This window comes from Nostoc sp. NMS4 (assembly GCF_017115095.1).
Classification (GTDB): domain Bacteria; phylum Cyanobacteriota; class Cyanobacteriia; order Cyanobacteriales; family Nostocaceae; genus Nostoc.
Genome location: NZ_JABXKI010000039.1, coordinates 1 through 16,034, shown reverse-complemented (window position 1 = coordinate 16,034; position 16,034 = coordinate 1). Strand labels below are relative to the sequence as shown.

15 protein-coding genes are annotated in these 16,034 nt (G+C 41.8%); 5 read left to right on the top strand and 10 right to left on the bottom strand.

What is annotated here, in order from left to right; translation table 11 throughout:
• Positions 1 to 520 precede the first annotated feature (520 nt).
• Together HWQ37_RS01460 and HWQ37_RS01455 are read right to left on the bottom strand one after the other, a co-directional pair.
• On the bottom strand, positions 521 to 3,181 hold the full coding sequence (locus HWQ37_RS01460; RefSeq protein ID WP_292742947.1) for an MGH1-like glycoside hydrolase domain-containing protein: 2,661 nt from the start codon (positions 3,179 to 3,181) through the stop codon (positions 521 to 523).
• 298 nt (positions 3,182 to 3,479) lie between these two features.
• Positions 3,480 to 4,253, bottom strand: coding sequence for a glucose 1-dehydrogenase (locus tag HWQ37_RS01455; protein WP_292742913.1), 774 nt, complete (start codon positions 4,251 to 4,253; stop codon positions 3,480 to 3,482).
• A 105-nt stretch (positions 4,254 to 4,358) separates the two neighbouring features.
• Between HWQ37_RS01455 and HWQ37_RS01450 the strand changes: the two genes are divergently transcribed.
• Positions 4,359 to 4,586 (top strand): hypothetical protein, encoded by a 228-nt coding sequence (locus HWQ37_RS01450; RefSeq protein ID WP_292742911.1) that lies wholly within the window; start codon positions 4,359 to 4,361, stop codon positions 4,584 to 4,586.
• 2 nt (positions 4,587 to 4,588) lie between these two features.
• Here HWQ37_RS01450 and HWQ37_RS01445 read toward each other — a convergent pair whose 3' ends face one another.
• The 8 genes from HWQ37_RS01445 to HWQ37_RS01410 all read right to left on the bottom strand — a co-directional run bounded on the left by HWQ37_RS01445 (position 4,589) and on the right by HWQ37_RS01410 (position 11,565).
• The gene (locus HWQ37_RS01445) at positions 4,589 to 5,398 is read right to left on the bottom strand and encodes an MIP/aquaporin family protein (protein ID WP_292742909.1); all 810 of its coding nucleotides are present in this window, start codon (positions 5,396 to 5,398) and stop codon (positions 4,589 to 4,591) included.
• Between the two features lie 390 nt (positions 5,399 to 5,788).
• Positions 5,789 to 6,226, bottom strand: a complete 438-nt coding sequence (locus HWQ37_RS01440) for a VOC family protein (protein WP_292742907.1) — start codon at positions 6,224 to 6,226, stop codon at positions 5,789 to 5,791.
• 32 nt (positions 6,227 to 6,258) lie between these two features.
• Positions 6,259 to 7,080 carry a nuclear transport factor 2 family protein gene (locus HWQ37_RS01435; protein WP_292742905.1) on the bottom strand — a complete coding sequence of 274 codons (822 nt, stop codon included), beginning with the start codon at positions 7,078 to 7,080 and terminating at the stop codon, positions 6,259 to 6,261.
• Between the two features lie 119 nt (positions 7,081 to 7,199).
• Entirely contained in the window at positions 7,200 to 7,694 is a 495-nt protein-coding gene (locus tag HWQ37_RS01430) for a nuclear transport factor 2 family protein (RefSeq protein WP_292742903.1), read from the bottom strand.
• Positions 7,672 to 8,121: a hypothetical protein gene (locus HWQ37_RS01425; RefSeq protein ID WP_292742901.1), complete on the bottom strand. Its 450-nt coding sequence runs from the start codon at positions 8,119 to 8,121 to the stop codon at positions 7,672 to 7,674. The genes HWQ37_RS01430 and HWQ37_RS01425 overlap by 23 nt, the downstream gene beginning before the upstream one ends.
• Positions 8,122 to 8,156: 35 nt before the next feature.
• A complete protein-coding gene (locus tag HWQ37_RS01420; RefSeq protein WP_292742899.1) occupies positions 8,157 to 9,866 on the bottom strand; it encodes a thiamine pyrophosphate-binding protein in 1,710 nt (569 codons plus the stop codon).
• Between the two features lie 32 nt (positions 9,867 to 9,898).
• The gene (locus HWQ37_RS01415; RefSeq protein ID WP_292742897.1) at positions 9,899 to 10,726 is read right to left on the bottom strand and encodes a type 1 glutamine amidotransferase domain-containing protein; all 828 of its coding nucleotides are present in this window, start codon (positions 10,724 to 10,726) and stop codon (positions 9,899 to 9,901) included.
• Between the two features lie 155 nt (positions 10,727 to 10,881).
• On the bottom strand, positions 10,882 to 11,565 hold the full coding sequence (locus HWQ37_RS01410; protein ID WP_292742895.1) for a DJ-1/PfpI family protein: 684 nt from the start codon (positions 11,563 to 11,565) through the stop codon (positions 10,882 to 10,884).
• 1,131 nt (positions 11,566 to 12,696) lie between these two features.
• Here HWQ37_RS01410 and HWQ37_RS01405 point away from each other — a divergent pair.
• The 4 genes from HWQ37_RS01405 (at position 12,697) to HWQ37_RS01390 (ending at position 16,009) form a co-directional block, all read left to right on the top strand.
• A complete protein-coding gene (locus HWQ37_RS01405; protein ID WP_292742893.1) occupies positions 12,697 to 12,891 on the top strand; it encodes a heavy-metal-associated domain-containing protein in 195 nt (64 codons plus the stop codon).
• A gap of 42 nt (positions 12,892 to 12,933) precedes the next feature.
• Positions 12,934 to 15,210, top strand: a complete 2,277-nt coding sequence (locus HWQ37_RS01400) for a heavy metal translocating P-type ATPase (RefSeq protein WP_292742891.1) — start codon at positions 12,934 to 12,936, stop codon at positions 15,208 to 15,210.
• A gap of 30 nt (positions 15,211 to 15,240) precedes the next feature.
• Positions 15,241 to 15,654, top strand: a complete 414-nt coding sequence (locus HWQ37_RS01395; RefSeq protein ID WP_292742889.1) for a hypothetical protein — start codon at positions 15,241 to 15,243, stop codon at positions 15,652 to 15,654.
• Between the two features lie 88 nt (positions 15,655 to 15,742).
• Entirely contained in the window at positions 15,743 to 16,009 is a 267-nt protein-coding gene (locus tag HWQ37_RS01390) for a hypothetical protein (protein WP_292742887.1), read from the top strand.
• Positions 16,010 to 16,034 lie beyond the last annotated feature (25 nt).

Genomic DNA, 16,034 nt, shown 5'->3' with positions numbered 1-16,034 from the left:
TTTGAGAATTACTAGGTCAAAGTTTCGCAAATAGTTTGAAAAGTTAAATCTACTCATTCTGGTAATTTAATTGCCTGTTAAGTAGGTTATATGAGTTAATTTTAATAAGTGTTTAATATAGTTACAAGGGTTTAACTTTTGGGTGAGGTTTGTATTTTTTTGATAATGAATAAATAACAATATTTTTAACTATTTAAGAGGATGTTTTAAAAGTCTTCTTGTCGGTATTAAATATTTTTTACCCCACCCTAACCCTCCCCTTGCAAAGGGGAGGGAACTAGATTTTCCGGTTTCCCCCCTTTGCAAGGGGGGATTAAGGGGGGTAATTCGACTTGTGTATACACCGTAGCTTTCTTGACCAGAGGCAGAGCCTCTCAGAATCCGTTCCCAGCCTGGAGGCTGGGAACGAGGCTACACAAGCCTTTAGGCTTTTCTTAGTGCCATTCCTCTAAGATACTTAAATTTTAGGATGCGTTAGCTTGAGCAAACGCATCCTTAATTATTTCCCAAAATTAGGAAATTAATCTGACAACACTTGTTCTGCACATTGCTGGATTAATTTGGCGATTAAACCTGTCCAACCAGTTTGATGGCTAGCACCAATACCAGCGCCATTATCTCCATGAAAGTATTCATTGAATAGAATCAGGTCGCGCCAATTTGGGTCAGTTTGGAATTTTTCTGTTCCACCATAAAAAGGTCGTCTACCAGAATCATCCGCCAGAAAAATTTCGATCAGCCTTTGAGCTAATTCAATTGATACTTCCTTAAGCGTCATCATTTGGCCTGAACCGGTGGGACACTCAACTTTAAAATCGTCGCCGAAGTAGCGATAGAATTTTTGTAGGGACTCTAGCAGTAGATAATTAATCGGAAACCAAATTGGCCCGCGCCAGTTGGAATTACCGCCAAACATTCCTGTGCTAGATTCAGATGGTTCATAATCTACTCGATATTCCCGACCATCTACGGTCAAAGCGTAAGGATGGGACTCATGAACTTTAGAAACAGAGCGAATACCATAAGGGCTGAAAAATTCTGTTGCATCCAACATTTTTTCTAGAATGCAACGGAGTTTATCTGGATAAGCGATCGCTAGCAGTCGGCGTTCACCAATCCCTTCTTTCTGCATACAAGCAATATTTCGGGTCAGATCGGGGCGATTTTTCAGAAACCATTGCGTCCGTTCTCTAAAGCCTGGAAGTTGCTCTAAGGTTTCTGGTTCTAAAATGCCCACCGCACATAATGGAATTAACCCCACGAGCGATCGCACTTTCATCGGGAATTGATGATTATTCGGTAAATGGAGGGCATCGTAGTAAAAACCATCAGTTTCATCCCATAGCGCTATTTCGGCTGCACCAACGCCATTCATGGCATCAGCAATGTACAAGAAATGCTCGAAAAACTTGCTGGCGATGTCTTCGTAGACAGAATTTTCCTTTGCTAACTCTAGAGCGATCGTCAGCATATTCAGAGAATACATCGCCATCCAACTTGTACCATCTGCTTGTTGCAAATATCCACCAGTTGGTAGTTGAACACTGCGATCGAAAACGCCAATGTTATCCATACCTAAAAAGCCACCCTGAAAGATATTTTTGCCCTCAAAATCTTTCCGGTTAACCCACCAAGTAAAGTTTAGGAGTAATTTTTGAAAAACACTTTCGAGAAATTTTTTATCAGCACGACCATAGATTTTCTGCTCAATCTGATAAACTTGCCATGCTGCCCAAGCATGAACGGGTGGATTAACATCACCAAAAGCCCATTCATAAGCCGGTAGTTGGCCGTTTGGATGCATATACCATTCTCGTGTCAAACGGCTCAGTTGCAGCTTGGCAAAATCTGGGTCAATCATGGAGAGGGGAATTACATGAAAAGCTAAATCCCAAGCCGCAAACCAAGGATATTCCCATTTATCGGGCATGGAAAGTACATCGTCGTTAAATAAATGAAACCATTCATGGTTTCTGCCATTGAGCCGGGATGCTGGCGGTGTCGGGCCAGCCGGATCGCCTTTTAGCCATTGGTCGGCTACATAATAGTAAAATTGTTTGCTCCATAACATCCCAGCAAATGCCTGTCGCTGCACATTGCGGCTGTCTGCTAACATTGGCGACGGACAAATTCGCTGATAAAATTCATCTGCTTCGCGTTGGCGCTCTTGCCAAACTGTATCAAATTCAGTCCCGAATGGTGCAATTAAATTTTGCGCGTCACTTAATCGCAATCGTACTGTCTTAGTTTCACCTGCACCGATTTCTAATTGGTAACGAGCGGCGAACTTAGTACCAATTCGATTGGGATTAACAGCCGTTTTTTCCCCATTCACTAGATAATTATTTATGCCATCTTTAACGTATGGCGAAGCATTGTTAACCCCAAATAATCTTTGATTATTAGTCTCATTTTCTGTAAATAGTAGTTCTGGAGTTCCATTACAATAGAGCCATCGAGTTTTTAAAGAAGGGTGATAAGCTTCGATGGTGCCCAGATCAGAGTTAGATTGGCTAATTTTTAACCACGGCTTTTCTTCTTGATGATCAGTCCAAGACCAGGTGTTGCGAAACCAAAGCGTTGGTAACAAATGCAGTGTTTTTGCTTCTGTCCCTCGGTTAATCACAGTGATTTCAATTAAAATATCGTCGGGTGAAGCCTTGGCATACTCAACGAATACATCAAAATAGCGGTCTTGGTCAAATATACCTGTGTCAATTAATTCAAACTCCGATCTCTGGCGACCTCTGCGCCGATTTTCTTCAACCAGTTGACTGTATGGAAAAGCTGCTTGGGGATATTTATAAAGATATTTCATATAGGAGTGAGTCGGGGTGTTATCCAAGTAGAAGTAGTATTCTTTAACATCTTCTCCGTGATTCCCCTCATTCCCTGTCAGACCGAAAAGCCTTTCTTTGAGAATTGCATCTTCACCATTCCAAAGAGCGATCGCAAAACATAGTCGCTGATGATTATCAGAAATTCCCCCAATCCCATCTTCTCCCCAGCGATAGGCGCGGGAGCGGGCGTGATCGTGAGGAAAGAATTCCCAGGCAGTACCATTAGGGCTATAGTCTTCCCGGACTGTTCCCCACTGGCGCTCACTTAAATAGGAACCCCATCGTTTCCAATAAGCGGTGCGATCGCGGTCTGCTACTAATCTTACTTCTTCTTGGGTCATAGCGATTTTGGATTTTGGATTAAAAATCTTTAGCACTAGATATAGTGGTGCAACTTCTCTAAAAGCAGTAACACGGACACCATACTCAATAGCATCGAATGGCACTAAGAAAAGATACAGCCCTTTACCTGACTGGAACAAGCCTCCAGGCTGGGAACCCATTCGGGGAGGCTCCGCCTCCAGTAGGTTAAGGAGAGGCAACACAAGACTTTGAGCTTATCTTAGTGCCATTCGTGATAGTACGGTTCTGCACTCCTGATCGCAAAAATTCTCGAACGGTAGAGCCAAGACAAACTATCTATTGCTCGTGATAGTTCCGGCTCAATCCTCCATCTACATACAAGGTTGCACCTGTAATATAGTCAGCATCAGCAGAGGCTAAGAACGCAACTATAGGCGCGATATCCTCTGGCTTACCTAAACGACCCAAAGGAATATTTTTCAACAGGGCTGTTAATTTTTCGGGATCGTTTAACAGCTTAGTATTGATTGGTGTCTCAATTGCTCCAGGAGCCACGTTATTAATTGTAATTCCCAACGGACCAAGTTCAACTGCTAAGTTACGCATCATCATTTTGACCCCGCCCTTGCTGACACAGTAGCCAGTAAAGTGGGGAAATGCTATTTCTTCATGGGTGGAGCTAATATTGATGATTTTACCTTTTCGCTTGGTGTCGATGAAGTGCTGGACGATCGCTTGAGTGGCGAAAAATGTCCCTTTGAGGTTGAGATCGATTACTGCATCATAGTCGGCTTCGGTGATGTCCCAGAAGTCAGCATTTCGACCGTCGATGCCGGCATTGTTCACCAGAATGTCTAACTTGCCAAAGTGTTGAATACCTTGGTCTATAAGTTGACGAATATCGCTAATTATACTTAAATCAGCTTTAACAGTTAAACCTTTGCTACCAACTGCTTCTACTTTCGAGAGAGTTTCTTGAGCGCCTTCGGGATGAGAACGGTAATCTATGACTACATCTGCACCTTGTTCAGCGAGATATATAGCAATAGCTTGACCAATTCCACTGCTACTACCTGTTACTAAAGCTACCTTACCTTCTAGTTTCTTCATTAACTTTCTCCTTCTAGAGTATTTTGATGTTTTCTAGGGTTTCTAAATGATTCTCAACTAAAAGAATAGGAGTCAGAATTCTCAAAGAACTGTCTAGCGCAGCTTTTGCCGCTCACAAGTTCGGAGAATGAAAATAAGCTAAATGCTTTACACTATCGCTTTATTTTAGCTGATTTGTTGCGAAAGTGGAAAGCTTTATTTTTACGAACCGCAGAGGCGCAGAGGACGCAGAGAAAAGAAAGAGAAGGAAAAAATTGCTTAATTGAAGTTTATTGGGATGCCATATTTTTTGCTAGTCCAATATTGGGAGCAACTTTGTTGTTTTCAGGTTAAATTTACCCATGTTTTGGCAGATGTGGTACTTTAACATTTTTAAAAATACAACGATAGTTGGGAACATGAAAAAGTTTGCCTGTCAAAACTTCGCGTTCACCCATAGTTATCAGGTCAAAAACTTTTACAGCAACTAATGCCCCTAATGGGGGTGCAATACAATAAAGCCATTGGTTTTGCCAAGACCATGCTAATAAAGCGGGGCCAATGCTGCGTGCTGTATTTAAACTAGTACCAGAAATAGGCGCTCCCAACCACACCATACTTGCCACCAGCAGCCATACCATTAAAGGTGTCCAGCGCAATAAATGATGATGACTCAAGAAGATAAAGATAGATAGCACTAACAGAAACGTCATGAAAACTTCAGCCAGAAATACATACCACAATGGATAACCTATTGCAGGTGTAGTGATACAATAATTGACGCTGATCAGGTAATTTCGCCACAAAGCTAATGCTAAAGATGTCCCAAGAATTGCGCCGAGAAATTGACCAAAGATATAGCCAATTAAGTCCTGTTTGTGCATTTTGCCTTGCATCCAGAAGGCCAATGATAAACATGGGTTGAGGTGTGAACCACTTAGTTTTCCCAAAGGTGAAAGACTAAATAATGCACCACTTCCAGCAAAGATCAGACCATTAATTAATAAACGAGGGCTGACAGCTGGGATGAGATGCTCCATAGGCAAGCCTTTGCCAAAGTTGAAGGTGATGATACTGAATCCAACCAAGAGATTAAAAGCAGTTCCCACCAACTCAGCGCCATATTCAGTCCAGTTCAGGGTTTTCCAATTGGTGATAGCATTCATGAGTTTCTTGCTGGCGATCGTCAATTAACTTTATACAGCAATTCCATTTAAGTTTTGAACAAAATTAGCTAGTGGCCTATGTCATTGATTTTGAGAGGTTGAGAAACGAACCGCAAAGACGCGAAGGGCGCGAAGGAAGAAAAATTAAGAATGAGTTCACCCATCATATTAATGGGACAGACGATTAGTTTAATGGGACAGACGATTAGTGGTCTGTTGTAAAAGTTTTGGGAGGTTGGTAGTAAGCACTTTAGTGCTGAAAATATCAAGGACTGAAGTTCTTACTACAAACATGAATGAACATCAAAGTTAATGGCATAGACCACTAGTAGATAAGGATTTTGATTCTGAACTGAGGAATGCTGTATGTAGTTAAAGTTGAAATTATCCTTAGTTTGCCTGTAATGCTGGTGGATTATCTTGATCGACGTATCCTTGGCTAATTTCAACGATATTCCCATCTGGATCGGATACCCAAACGGTGCGCCACCCTGGAATAAAGCTATCAAAGTTGAGTGGGCCAAGGGTTACTTTGGCATCCTTGCCGATTTCAGCTAATTTAGCATCAACGTCATCAACTTGGAAACCAAAATGACGCCAAGCGGGATAGGTTGGTCCATCTTGAGTAGCTGAGGGGACAGGGGTTTCTTCCTTGGCTTGGAAGAGTTCTAGGTACATATCACCTAACTTCAGAAAGACAATTTGCTCATTATTGCCAATTGGTGCAACCCTTGCTCGTTTAAAACCGAAATACTTCGTGTAGAACTTTTCAGTTGCAATCGGATCTTTGCAACTCATTGCCATTTGAGAAACTTTTAGTAAAGCCATTACTTCACTCCTTACTAACAGAAAAAAGTGAACTATGCGTATGAACCATCGGGATACTGAACTACACCAGCAAAGTGAACAGCAATTTTGCGATCGCGCAGCACCCAGTTATCATAGAAACTCACCTCACCAACATCGCCATTGACGCTTCTGGTTTTCAGGCTTTCCACTATCATGAGCGTATTCTCAGTTTCAGCCCACTGGTCAAGCTTCACCTCAAAATCTTCTAAACTGAAGATGCGACTTTCAAAGAACTGTTTCAGCGCTTGACGACCACGCACATAAAGCGGTTTACGGTTTTCAGTTAAAGTACTAATCAGCAGAACATCATCAGTATATTGGTTGAGCAAACCATCAACATTCTTCGCTTTAATAAAGCCGATATGCTCGTGATAAAAATTGCCCAATGGAGATGCAGGTACTTCGCCTTTAATCGTTCCGGCATTTACATAAGTTTTATCTGGATATTGAATTACACCAGCAAAGTGAATGGCGATTTTACCATCTTGTAAAAACCAGTTATCGTAGAACTCCACAGTACCGACTTCACCAGTCTTACTTGTAGTTTTGAGCTCCTCCACCATCATCAGGGTATTTTCAGTTTCCGCCCATTGATTGAGCCTAATTTCAAAATCTTCCAAACCGAAAATCCGACCTTCAAAAAACTCTTTTAATGCTTGACGACCCTGCACATAAAGCGGCTGACGGTCTTCAGTTAAAGTACTAATCAACAAAGCATCATCAGCATATTGACTAAGTAAACCATCAACATTCTTCGCCTTAATAAAACCAATATGTTCCTTATAAAGCTTACTGATGGGAGATACAATCAATTGTTCAATTGGTGTACTCATACTAACCCTCTATTGTAGTGTACTCAGACCAAAACGAAATCGAAACTAAACACAGAAATACCTTAATTAAACTCCGCGTACCTCTGCATTACCTTAGCGCCACTTTGCGTTTAAAAAAATTAAACCCAAAAACCAAAATGATAAGCAATTTGTCCATTACGGATAGTCCAAGCATCTCCAACTGATACAGAACCAAGCTTACAGTTAAACTTTGCTTGGAAAAAGATAGCATTTTCTGCTTCAGTAAAATCCAGAGATTTTATATCAATAAATTCAATTGTTTTTAGATAGTCGTGAAAAAACGCCTTAATGTTTTCCCGACCATTAATTGTAATCGGTGCAGGTGTACTTTTAAACCCATTAAAAAAGGTAATTAATACAGCATCTTCTGCATAATCCCTATCTACCATTTCATCGATTTTTCCAGCAGAAATAGTCTCAAGATGCTTGTCAAAAAATTGCCGTCCGGGTGAAATTGTTGAAACCGCCATTTTCATATCTCCTGTAATTGTGAGGGAATTATAAGTATGGAGCGCCATTAAGTTGTGATGTGCGCCCCAAAACTTGATTTTTTCGCCGATGTCTGCAATATTAAAGTTGAGCAGACCCTTCATAGTAGCTAAGTGAATCGACAATATAAGTTGCAATTACTGGCTTACCAGTATTAAGCGATCGCTTAATAATCCAAGTTTGATAAGCATCTAAAACAATCCGTTGACTTTTGGCTGCTGGTGGATTCCACACGCTAGCTTCCCACTTAACGATGACTTGAACACTCGCCTCGTCTCCAGAAGGAGTAACGGTGACTTGCTTTAAAGTATGAACTTCATCAAAGAAAATCCCGATAACCCGCTCATACCAACCTTTAAATCCATCAAAACCATAAACTGTAGCTTCAGGAAAGCGCATTTCTAGACCTTCTTCAGCCAGGAAAGAAGTATAATCCTCAAGGGGAGCGTGAACATCTAGCTTCAAATACCAGTCAGTTGCTAGTTGCTTGATTTCTGATTGTGTTAAAGGTGCTGTTTTAGCTACTGTCATTGTTTTTCTTCCTTTTAATTCAGTAAAATGGTCTACTATTGGCCACACTTAACGCCAATCTTTGTACCGACAATTTCGTTTGTCAGTACCAACTCAATCAAAAATGGTCCATTGTGATCCAATGCTTTTTGGATAGCTGGAGCAATTTGATCTGGGTTCTCTACCCGAACAGCCTGAACCCCTAAAGACCTTGCTAATTCAGCAAAATCGATATTAGGATCGCAGAGGTTAAAAGAAGACGGGTAATCGTGTTCTGGTATTTGCTGCTCGCCCCAATAGTGGAGAATGTTGAGCTTGAGAATTTGATAGCTGCGATTATTACAGATGACAAATTTAGCATCTATATTGTGGTGGGCAGCAGTCCAAAGGGCTTGGATGGTATACATACTCCCGCCGTCACCCGTGAACCCAACCACAGTTTTATCTGGATTAGCCAGCTTAATGCCGATCGCTCCCGGAATCCCAACACCCAGCGAACCGCCTCGTGTTTGGTAATAGTTTCCTAGTTTTGTCGGTGGTATATATCGACAAAGTTCGGGAGAATTGGTAATGGCTTCATCGAAAATAATCGCATCTGCTGGCAACTGGGCAGCTAATTCTTCAGCAAAACGAGTCATGTGCAGAGGTACTGCATCTCGAACCGCCTTGTCAGCTTCCAATCGAGCCGCAGATTCCCGCTTCTTATTCTCGGCTATCTGACTAGCTCTAGCAAAAGCTTCTTTTTTCTGTTCAGGTGTCAAAGTTGACTCAAGAACAGTACTTAATTTACTCAAACTAGTTTTGGGATCGCCAAGCAGTCCCAGATCCACCGGAAAATTCTTCGCTATTTCGTAGGTATTCAAGTCAATGTGAATGATTTTCGCTGAAGGAGCAAAAACTCCAGACAGCGCCGGGAATACCTCTGGAAAAACGTAGGTTCCAGTAATCAATATTACGTCTGCTTGTGATGTCACCCGACGGCTATCATCGCCGAACATGTGACCCAACAACCCTCCAAACAGAGGATGTGTGGCGCTCATATTCGCTTCCGATGAGTCTGCGCCCCAAACTTGCGCGCCGATGAGTTCGGCAACATTTGTCAATTCCGCCTGAGCATCGGAAAAAGCTACACCATCGCCCATAATAATCAGGGGATGTTTGGCAGCAGCCAATAAACTTGCTGCTGTCGCCAGTTGGTCGGGTTCAGGAGCAACCCGTGTCCCTGGAAAAGAAGTCGGCACAACTTCTTCATAATTCACAGCATCCAGGATATCCATCGGTAGGGAGACGAACACTGGTCCCATCGGCGGCGTAGCAGCTATTTTAATCGCTCGGCGTAGCACACGTAACAAAGAAGCAGGATCAACGACTCTAGTTGACCATTTTGTTACAGGTTTCGCCATACTGACCAAATCTGCTGCCATTTGAGCATCCATCGCATCGTAGCAGATACCAGCTTCACCAGCTAATACAACTAATGGTGCATGACCGCGCATCGCCTGATAAATCATCCCGATGCCATTTCCTAAACCGACTCCGCTATGGAGTTGCACAATAGTCGGCTTTTTGGTGGCGCGGGCATAGCCATCGCCCATACCGACTGCGATTGTTTCTTGCAATGCAAAGATATATTCAAATTCTGGATAATAGTCTTTTAACGCATCTAGAAACCCCTGCTCAACAGTGCCAGGGTTGCCAAACATATAGTTTATACCATCTGCCAGAAGTTGTTCAATGATTGCAAAGCGACCATTTCTGTTAGCCATTAAAGGCTTTTCGCTGCTCTTTTTGGTCAAGCTTACCATCCGTACCGCCTCAGTCCTTTATCGAGAACTTCTACTAACTTTTGACCGGTTGTATAAGAGTCTGCGGTAGACCGACCTGTAACAAAGGGATAATCGACAATTACAGAGATTTCTTTGCCAAAATTACCGTGATATGCTCCATCTGGGGCTGTGGCATCATGGAGAATATACTCTAAAGGATAAGGAGGTGGCCCCATGTTAATGTCTGCGCCGATAAATCCTGTGCCATCTTTGTAATCATATTCCTTGCAATGACCTGTAACGTGCTTACCGCGAATAATACTCTTGCGGTCTGCTAAGTCACGAGCAAAGGCTAGACAAGTTACACCGTAGCATTCTGCGGCGATGGGTTTGTCTTTTTTGTAAAAGCTGAGAATCAAGTCATGAACTCGATGGTTATTGACTAAATCAACGATTGGCCCACTACCGCCGACTATTAATAGAGCGTCGTATTGTTCCAAATCCTTTTGTATTTCGTCTACAGCATTGTTATATGCTTCCATTTCCCGCAGGAATTTTTCTGCACTCCAGTAGGGGCGATCGGGCAACCATTGTGAGAGAATGATTGGGTTGTCCAGTCGGGGATTTTTCGGATCTTCCAAATTCTTGACTTTTTCCGCCATCTCTTGAGAGACAACTGGACGACCTAAAGGTGGGTCAATATAAGTAGGGTCCATACTAGGAGGAAGCGCTACTGGTCTTTTTCCTGTGGGAGTTGCAAAATCAACTTGATAACCCGCAGCATCAAAAGTTTCTAGGGGACCTACCAGTTCCTCACCCCAATAACCATATTCCGATAAAATTATGAGAATTTTTTTCACAAGATTGTCTCCTCGTCATGAATTTGTTTTGAAATACAGCAGATTTGAAGTTGGTGAGGTACACAAGGTAAGTCTGTTACCCACGTATAAAGCCTGTTTTACTCCTGAATTCTGAATTCTGAATTCTGAATTCTGAATTCTGAATTCTGCTGTAATTAGCTTGCAACTTTCAGTCTTGAAACAGATGTGGTAGCCCTTCTGCTTGAGAAACGATTAGTAGCAATAGATAATTGCTGGATTTGTTCAGTAATCGCATCAATGAATGGTTCAACTTCGTGTTTCGAGCGACCGGTAACAAGGTCGCCATCTACCACAACACCTGAAGGTGATGTTGTATAAATTGCACCAGCATTGATGATATCTGCAAGGACAACCTCATGGCAGATAACTTTTCGGTCTTTGAGTAATTCAGGTATTGGTGTCATGATCCAAAGACCGTGACAAAGTGCGCCTTTAATAATCCTGGGATTTGCCATTGCGCTGGCATAAAATTGTACAGCCGGTGAAGTGCGAACTTGTTCAGCACCGATTGGCTGACCTGTTGGTGGCTCAAAATAACGTAGACGGACGCTAGTATAATTAGCGGTCATAATTACCGCCGCATAGTCGTTAACATCTACGTTTTGAAAATCAATGTTTACATCTATTGTTCGAGGTGTATTGCCCGTATCTTCATCACTGAAAAAACGAACGCTCGGCTGATTCCAGAGCCTAGACATCAGATGTACCGTTGCTTGAAGTTCTGAGAAGCGTTTTTGATATGCTTCAATTTCTTCAGGAATGAACTCACTTTCTAGAAGAATGGCGATTTTTTTCCCACCAAGGGATCTAGGTATCATATTGGTTCAATATTTCTTAGGGTCACTAGATTCTTTATTTGGAATGTATGTGACTTATTCTTAAGTCTTTGTTGACAAGTTTAGAGAGAGTAAAACATAACTACAAGGGTTAATGTTTTGCAGGAAGGTGAAATTTTTTGTTTACTGATTCGGATGTAGTTTGAAAAACCACAAAACAAAATTACAATGGCTGATTTTTCGTTATAAGGTTGCATTTTTTGGAAAACAACATCTCGACAATTACTGAGAATTACCTTTATACTTAATCTAAGTTTCAGGTAAATACAAAGCAAAAAAATATCTATATCGATTATTTTAGATATTTTTTGGCGATTAGATTGGTTTTAGGCAAAAGTGCGATCGCTCTTAGCAATCTTCTTCGCGCAGCGTCTCCTAGAGAAGAGTAGGCGCAAAGAAAAGGGCAAAAAGAAGGACTTTTGCAAGAAGTCTACTGAGCTTGTCCTGAGCGTAGCCGTAGCAAGCTACGCGTAGCGTCCCGCAGGGAAGGGCGTAGTCGAAGTGACCATTAACTAAAAAATACAAACTTGCTGAAAAAAAATGACCATTGCCAGTATATTTATTGTTTTTATAATTATATTATTGCTTTTTAAAATACTTTCTGTATTTGAAAGTGTAAATAAATATGATGTGTTCTCACTGCATTACAACCTTTCTATCTTCTTGGTGCTTCCTCCCTTCTGCCTTATTCACAGTATGGATAGCTTTGAATTTATGTCTCATAAATGTTGTGCAAGGAGCTTATCTTGAACTGTTTTGGCAAAAGTTAGACCTAGTTTTATGTTCGGCAAAGGTATCGCTTAGTAAGGTGCTGTTACAAACCCACAGCCAACGATCCTCAATTTGATTGAAATCCTCAATCTTAATCATAAAGGTATCAAGTACCTCAACAAAATTAATTACATATAGCAGATTTCAAGTTGGTGAGGTACACAACTCCTGAATTCTGATCTACCTTATTTCTCTGCTCATACCAATTCAATTCATGATTGCAACACATCCTTGGGTAAACACGCGATGAATCGCGTCTCTACAAATGGTCTACTTGTCGCATTCTTTTTTCAAATTGGTATCACTCACTAGACCAATGAATTTAATTTTGTGCAACTAGTTATGACACTCCAATTCAAAATCACAAACATGGCTTGTTCTGCTTGTGCAAACAGAGTTACCAAAGCAATTAAAGCCATCGATAACAACGCCTTAGTTCAGACCAATGCAAAAACAAAGCTAGTCAGTGTAGAAACTCAAGTATCAGAAATAGCAATTAAGAAAGCACTAGCAGCAATTGGTTATCTATCTGCCTAATCGTTAATATCCCTACACTTCAGTTAAAGCAATTTATTTTATATGGATACTCTGACGCTAAAACTCCGAGGTATGAGTTGTGCTGCCTGTGCCTGTGGCGTTGAAGAAGCAATTCGCTCCGTTTCTGGGGTGATTAGCTGCAACGTTAATTTCGGCGCGGAACTAGCTACTATTGAGTACGACCAAAAGCGAACCAATCTAGAGAAAATTCAAACAGCTGTCGATGCTGCGGGATACTCATCTTATTCCGAATCTGATGCAGAAATGCATACGGTGGAAGATCGTGCTGATAAATTAGCCCGTCTGGGAAAGTTACGCGACCTCACGCGCAAAGTTGTACTTGGAAGTACTTTCAGTACCTTGATTGTAGTAGGGTCACTACCGGCGATGACAGGGTTAAGCTTGCCTTTTATTCCAGCGTGGTTTTACAATCCTTGGGTACAGTTATTGTTAGCTACTCCAGTACAGTTTTGGTGTGGTATACCTTTTTATCAAAACAGCTGGAAAGCCTTCAAATGTCATACCGCAACTATGGACACATTAGTTGCTTTGGGCATCAGCGCCGCTTATTTTTATTCGCTGTTTGTTACTGTTTTCTTTAGCTCTGGTGGCTTAATGCCTGATTTGTACTATGAAGCCGCAACAATTGTGATCACGTTAATTTTGCTAGGTCGGCTGTTAGAAAGCCGTGCCAAGAGTCAAACTAAGGAAGCTATTACTAAACTCATTAGTTTGCAACCCAAAAATGCTCGTGTGATCCGCAATGGTAAGAAAACTAGTATTCCAATTCAGGAAGTTCAGATCGGCGATATCGTATTCGTGCGTCCCGGCGAAAAAATTCCTGTAGATGGAGAAGTAATTGACGGCTCTTCCACTGTAGATGAAGCGATGGTGACAGGTGAGAGTCAGCCAGTCTTGAAGCAATCGGGAGACGAAGTAATTGGAGCCACGATTAATGGGACAGGTGCTTTAAAGTTCCGAGCGATACGAATAGGACGCGATACAGTTTTGTCGCAAATTGTCAAGTTGGTGCAACAAGCTCAAGGAAGCAAAACATCAATTCAGCGTTTGGCAGATCGAGTAACGGGATGGTTTGTACCAGCAGTTATTGCGATCGCAATCGCCACTTTTGTAATCTGGTTTGATGTTATGGGTAATTTGAGTTTGGCAACAATCACCGCCGTGGAGGTGCTGATTATTGCTTGTCCCTGTGCCTTGGGTTTAGCTACTCCGATGTCTGTGATGGTGGGAACGGGCAAAGGTGCTGAAAATGGGATTTTAATTAAGGGTGCCCAAAGCTTAGAACTAGCACACAAAATTCAGACCATTGTGTTGGATAAAACTGGAACCTTGACTGAAGGAAAGCCTACTGTCACAAACTTTGTAACTGTCAATGGTACAAAAGAGGGCAATGAGCAAAAACTCTTGGAATTGGCAACTTCTGTAGAAAAGAATTCTGAGCATCCTTTGGCGATCGCTATCGTTAAGTATGCTGAATCTCAGAATGTAAGTTCACTAGAGGTAAGAAATTTTCAAGCCTTGGCGGGTAGAGGCGTTCAAGGTGTCGTTTCAGATTGCTTAGTGCAAATTGGAACACAACGGTGGCTTGAGGAATTGGGGATTAAATCTCGTGTCTTAACCGAAAGCAAAGCCGCTCTGGAAGCAGCAGGTAAAACCGTGGTTTGGATTGCAGTGGATGGGGAAATTCAAGGCTTAATGGCAATGTCAGATAGTCTCAAACCCTCCTCAGCATCGGTTGTTTCAACGCTCAATCGGTTAGGTTTAGAAGTTGTGATGCTGACTGGCGATAATCACTCTTCTGCACAAGCGATCGCTCAAAAAGTCGGTATCAGGAAAGTATTTGCAGAAGTCCGACCAGAGGAAAAAGTCGCAATTATTAAATCCTTACAAGGGAAGATAGAAAAAATTCCCAATCCCAAATCTAAAATTGTGGCAATGGTCGGTGATGGGATCAACGACGCTCCAGCATTGGCTCAAGCAGATGTGGGTATAGCAATTGGAACAGGAACAGATGTAGCGATCGCCGCCAGTGATATCACTTTAATCTCTGGAGACTTGCAAGGGATCGTTACGGCAATTCAGCTAAGTCGCGCCACCATTCGTAACATCCGTCAAAATCTCTTCTTTGCTTTAATTTACAACCTCACCGGCATTCCCATTGCAGCTGGTATTCTCTTTCCCTTCTATGGCTGGTTACTTAACCCAATTATCGCCGGTGCAGCGATGGCTTTTAGCTCGGTTTCTGTTGTCACTAATGCCTTACGCTTGCGTTCCTTCCAGCCCAAAGCCAGCCTCTAATTGTGTCTCTACAAAAACTGAATTACCAATATGCAAAGATTACCAAGAAAAAAGATTCGCAGTCAACTTATCGGCTTGGGTTTATTGCTCGTAATTATCACCATTTCAACTTTACTAGCGTATAACCCCATACACTCACCACAGAGTAGTCAATTTAGCAGAATTGAACAACCTTTTTTACTGAAACTAACGGTTACATTAGCAGGGTTGGCACTGATTTATTTAGAGCTATCGTGGTTTCTGCTAACTCAAGACCGAGTGGGGACAAAACTAGCAACTCAAATATTTACACTACTTAGTAATTTGCCAAGCCAACTTCGCATCGTGACAAAGTGGGGAGGTTGGAGAAGTAATTTATCCTCCGGTACCCTACATTCGCCCAGTCTACTCTATCGAGCAATTTTGGATTGGTCGAGTAATGGTAGCCCACCACACCAACTTTGATGGGTTAAATGGTGCATTTATATGCACCATTTTTTTCCCTGTTTAAGTTGTTAAATAGCAAAATCGGGTTAGTTCTTGAGAGGTACAAATGTCTTTATTAAGAAATTTTTGGATCGCAGCATTTTTAGGCATAGCTTCTTCATTTGTTGTTGAACCAGCAAAAGCTGCCCTAATTACCTTCGATGACCTAGCATTGGGTCAAACATCTTTTGGTTTTGATAGTAATGGTGACAAAATCAATGATGTCATTTTTAGTACAACCAATCCACTTGGATTCAACATTAGTGGGCCTGGGCTGAATCAAGTTTTTATCAATGAACCAGGACTAGAGCGCCGGTCGAGTAAAAGTAGTTGACAAAAGATACAATATTTGTTGTGTC

What these genes read in the sequence shown, in the direction of transcription:
- HWQ37_RS01460 (WP_292742947.1), bottom strand. Translation starts at nt 3,181, where the DNA reads ATGACCCAAGAAGAAGTAAGATTAGTAGCAGACCGCGATCGCACCGCT.
- HWQ37_RS01455 (WP_292742913.1), bottom strand. Translation starts at nt 4,253, where the DNA reads ATGAAGAAACTAGAAGGTAAGGTAGCTTTAGTAACAGGTAGTAGCAGT.
- HWQ37_RS01445 (WP_292742909.1), bottom strand. Translation starts at nt 5,398, where the DNA reads ATGAATGCTATCACCAATTGGAAAACCCTGAACTGGACTGAATATGGC.
- HWQ37_RS01440 (WP_292742907.1), bottom strand. Translation starts at nt 6,226, where the DNA reads ATGGCTTTACTAAAAGTTTCTCAAATGGCAATGAGTTGCAAAGATCCG.
- HWQ37_RS01435 (WP_292742905.1), bottom strand. Translation starts at nt 7,080, where the DNA reads ATGAGTACACCAATTGAACAATTGATTGTATCTCCCATCAGTAAGCTT.
- HWQ37_RS01430 (WP_292742903.1), bottom strand. Translation starts at nt 7,694, where the DNA reads ATGAAGGGTCTGCTCAACTTTAATATTGCAGACATCGGCGAAAAAATC.
- HWQ37_RS01425 (WP_292742901.1), bottom strand. Translation starts at nt 8,121, where the DNA reads ATGACAGTAGCTAAAACAGCACCTTTAACACAATCAGAAATCAAGCAA.
- HWQ37_RS01420 (WP_292742899.1), bottom strand. Translation starts at nt 9,866, where the DNA reads ATGGCTAACAGAAATGGTCGCTTTGCAATCATTGAACAACTTCTGGCA.
- HWQ37_RS01410 (WP_292742895.1), bottom strand. Translation starts at nt 11,565, where the DNA reads ATGATACCTAGATCCCTTGGTGGGAAAAAAATCGCCATTCTTCTAGAA.
- HWQ37_RS01405 (WP_292742893.1), top strand. Translation starts at nt 12,697, where the DNA reads ATGACACTCCAATTCAAAATCACAAACATGGCTTGTTCTGCTTGTGCA.
- HWQ37_RS01400 (WP_292742891.1), top strand. Translation starts at nt 12,934, where the DNA reads ATGGATACTCTGACGCTAAAACTCCGAGGTATGAGTTGTGCTGCCTGT.
- HWQ37_RS01395 (WP_292742889.1), top strand. Translation starts at nt 15,241, where the DNA reads ATGCAAAGATTACCAAGAAAAAAGATTCGCAGTCAACTTATCGGCTTG.
- HWQ37_RS01390 (WP_292742887.1), top strand. Translation starts at nt 15,743, where the DNA reads ATGTCTTTATTAAGAAATTTTTGGATCGCAGCATTTTTAGGCATAGCT.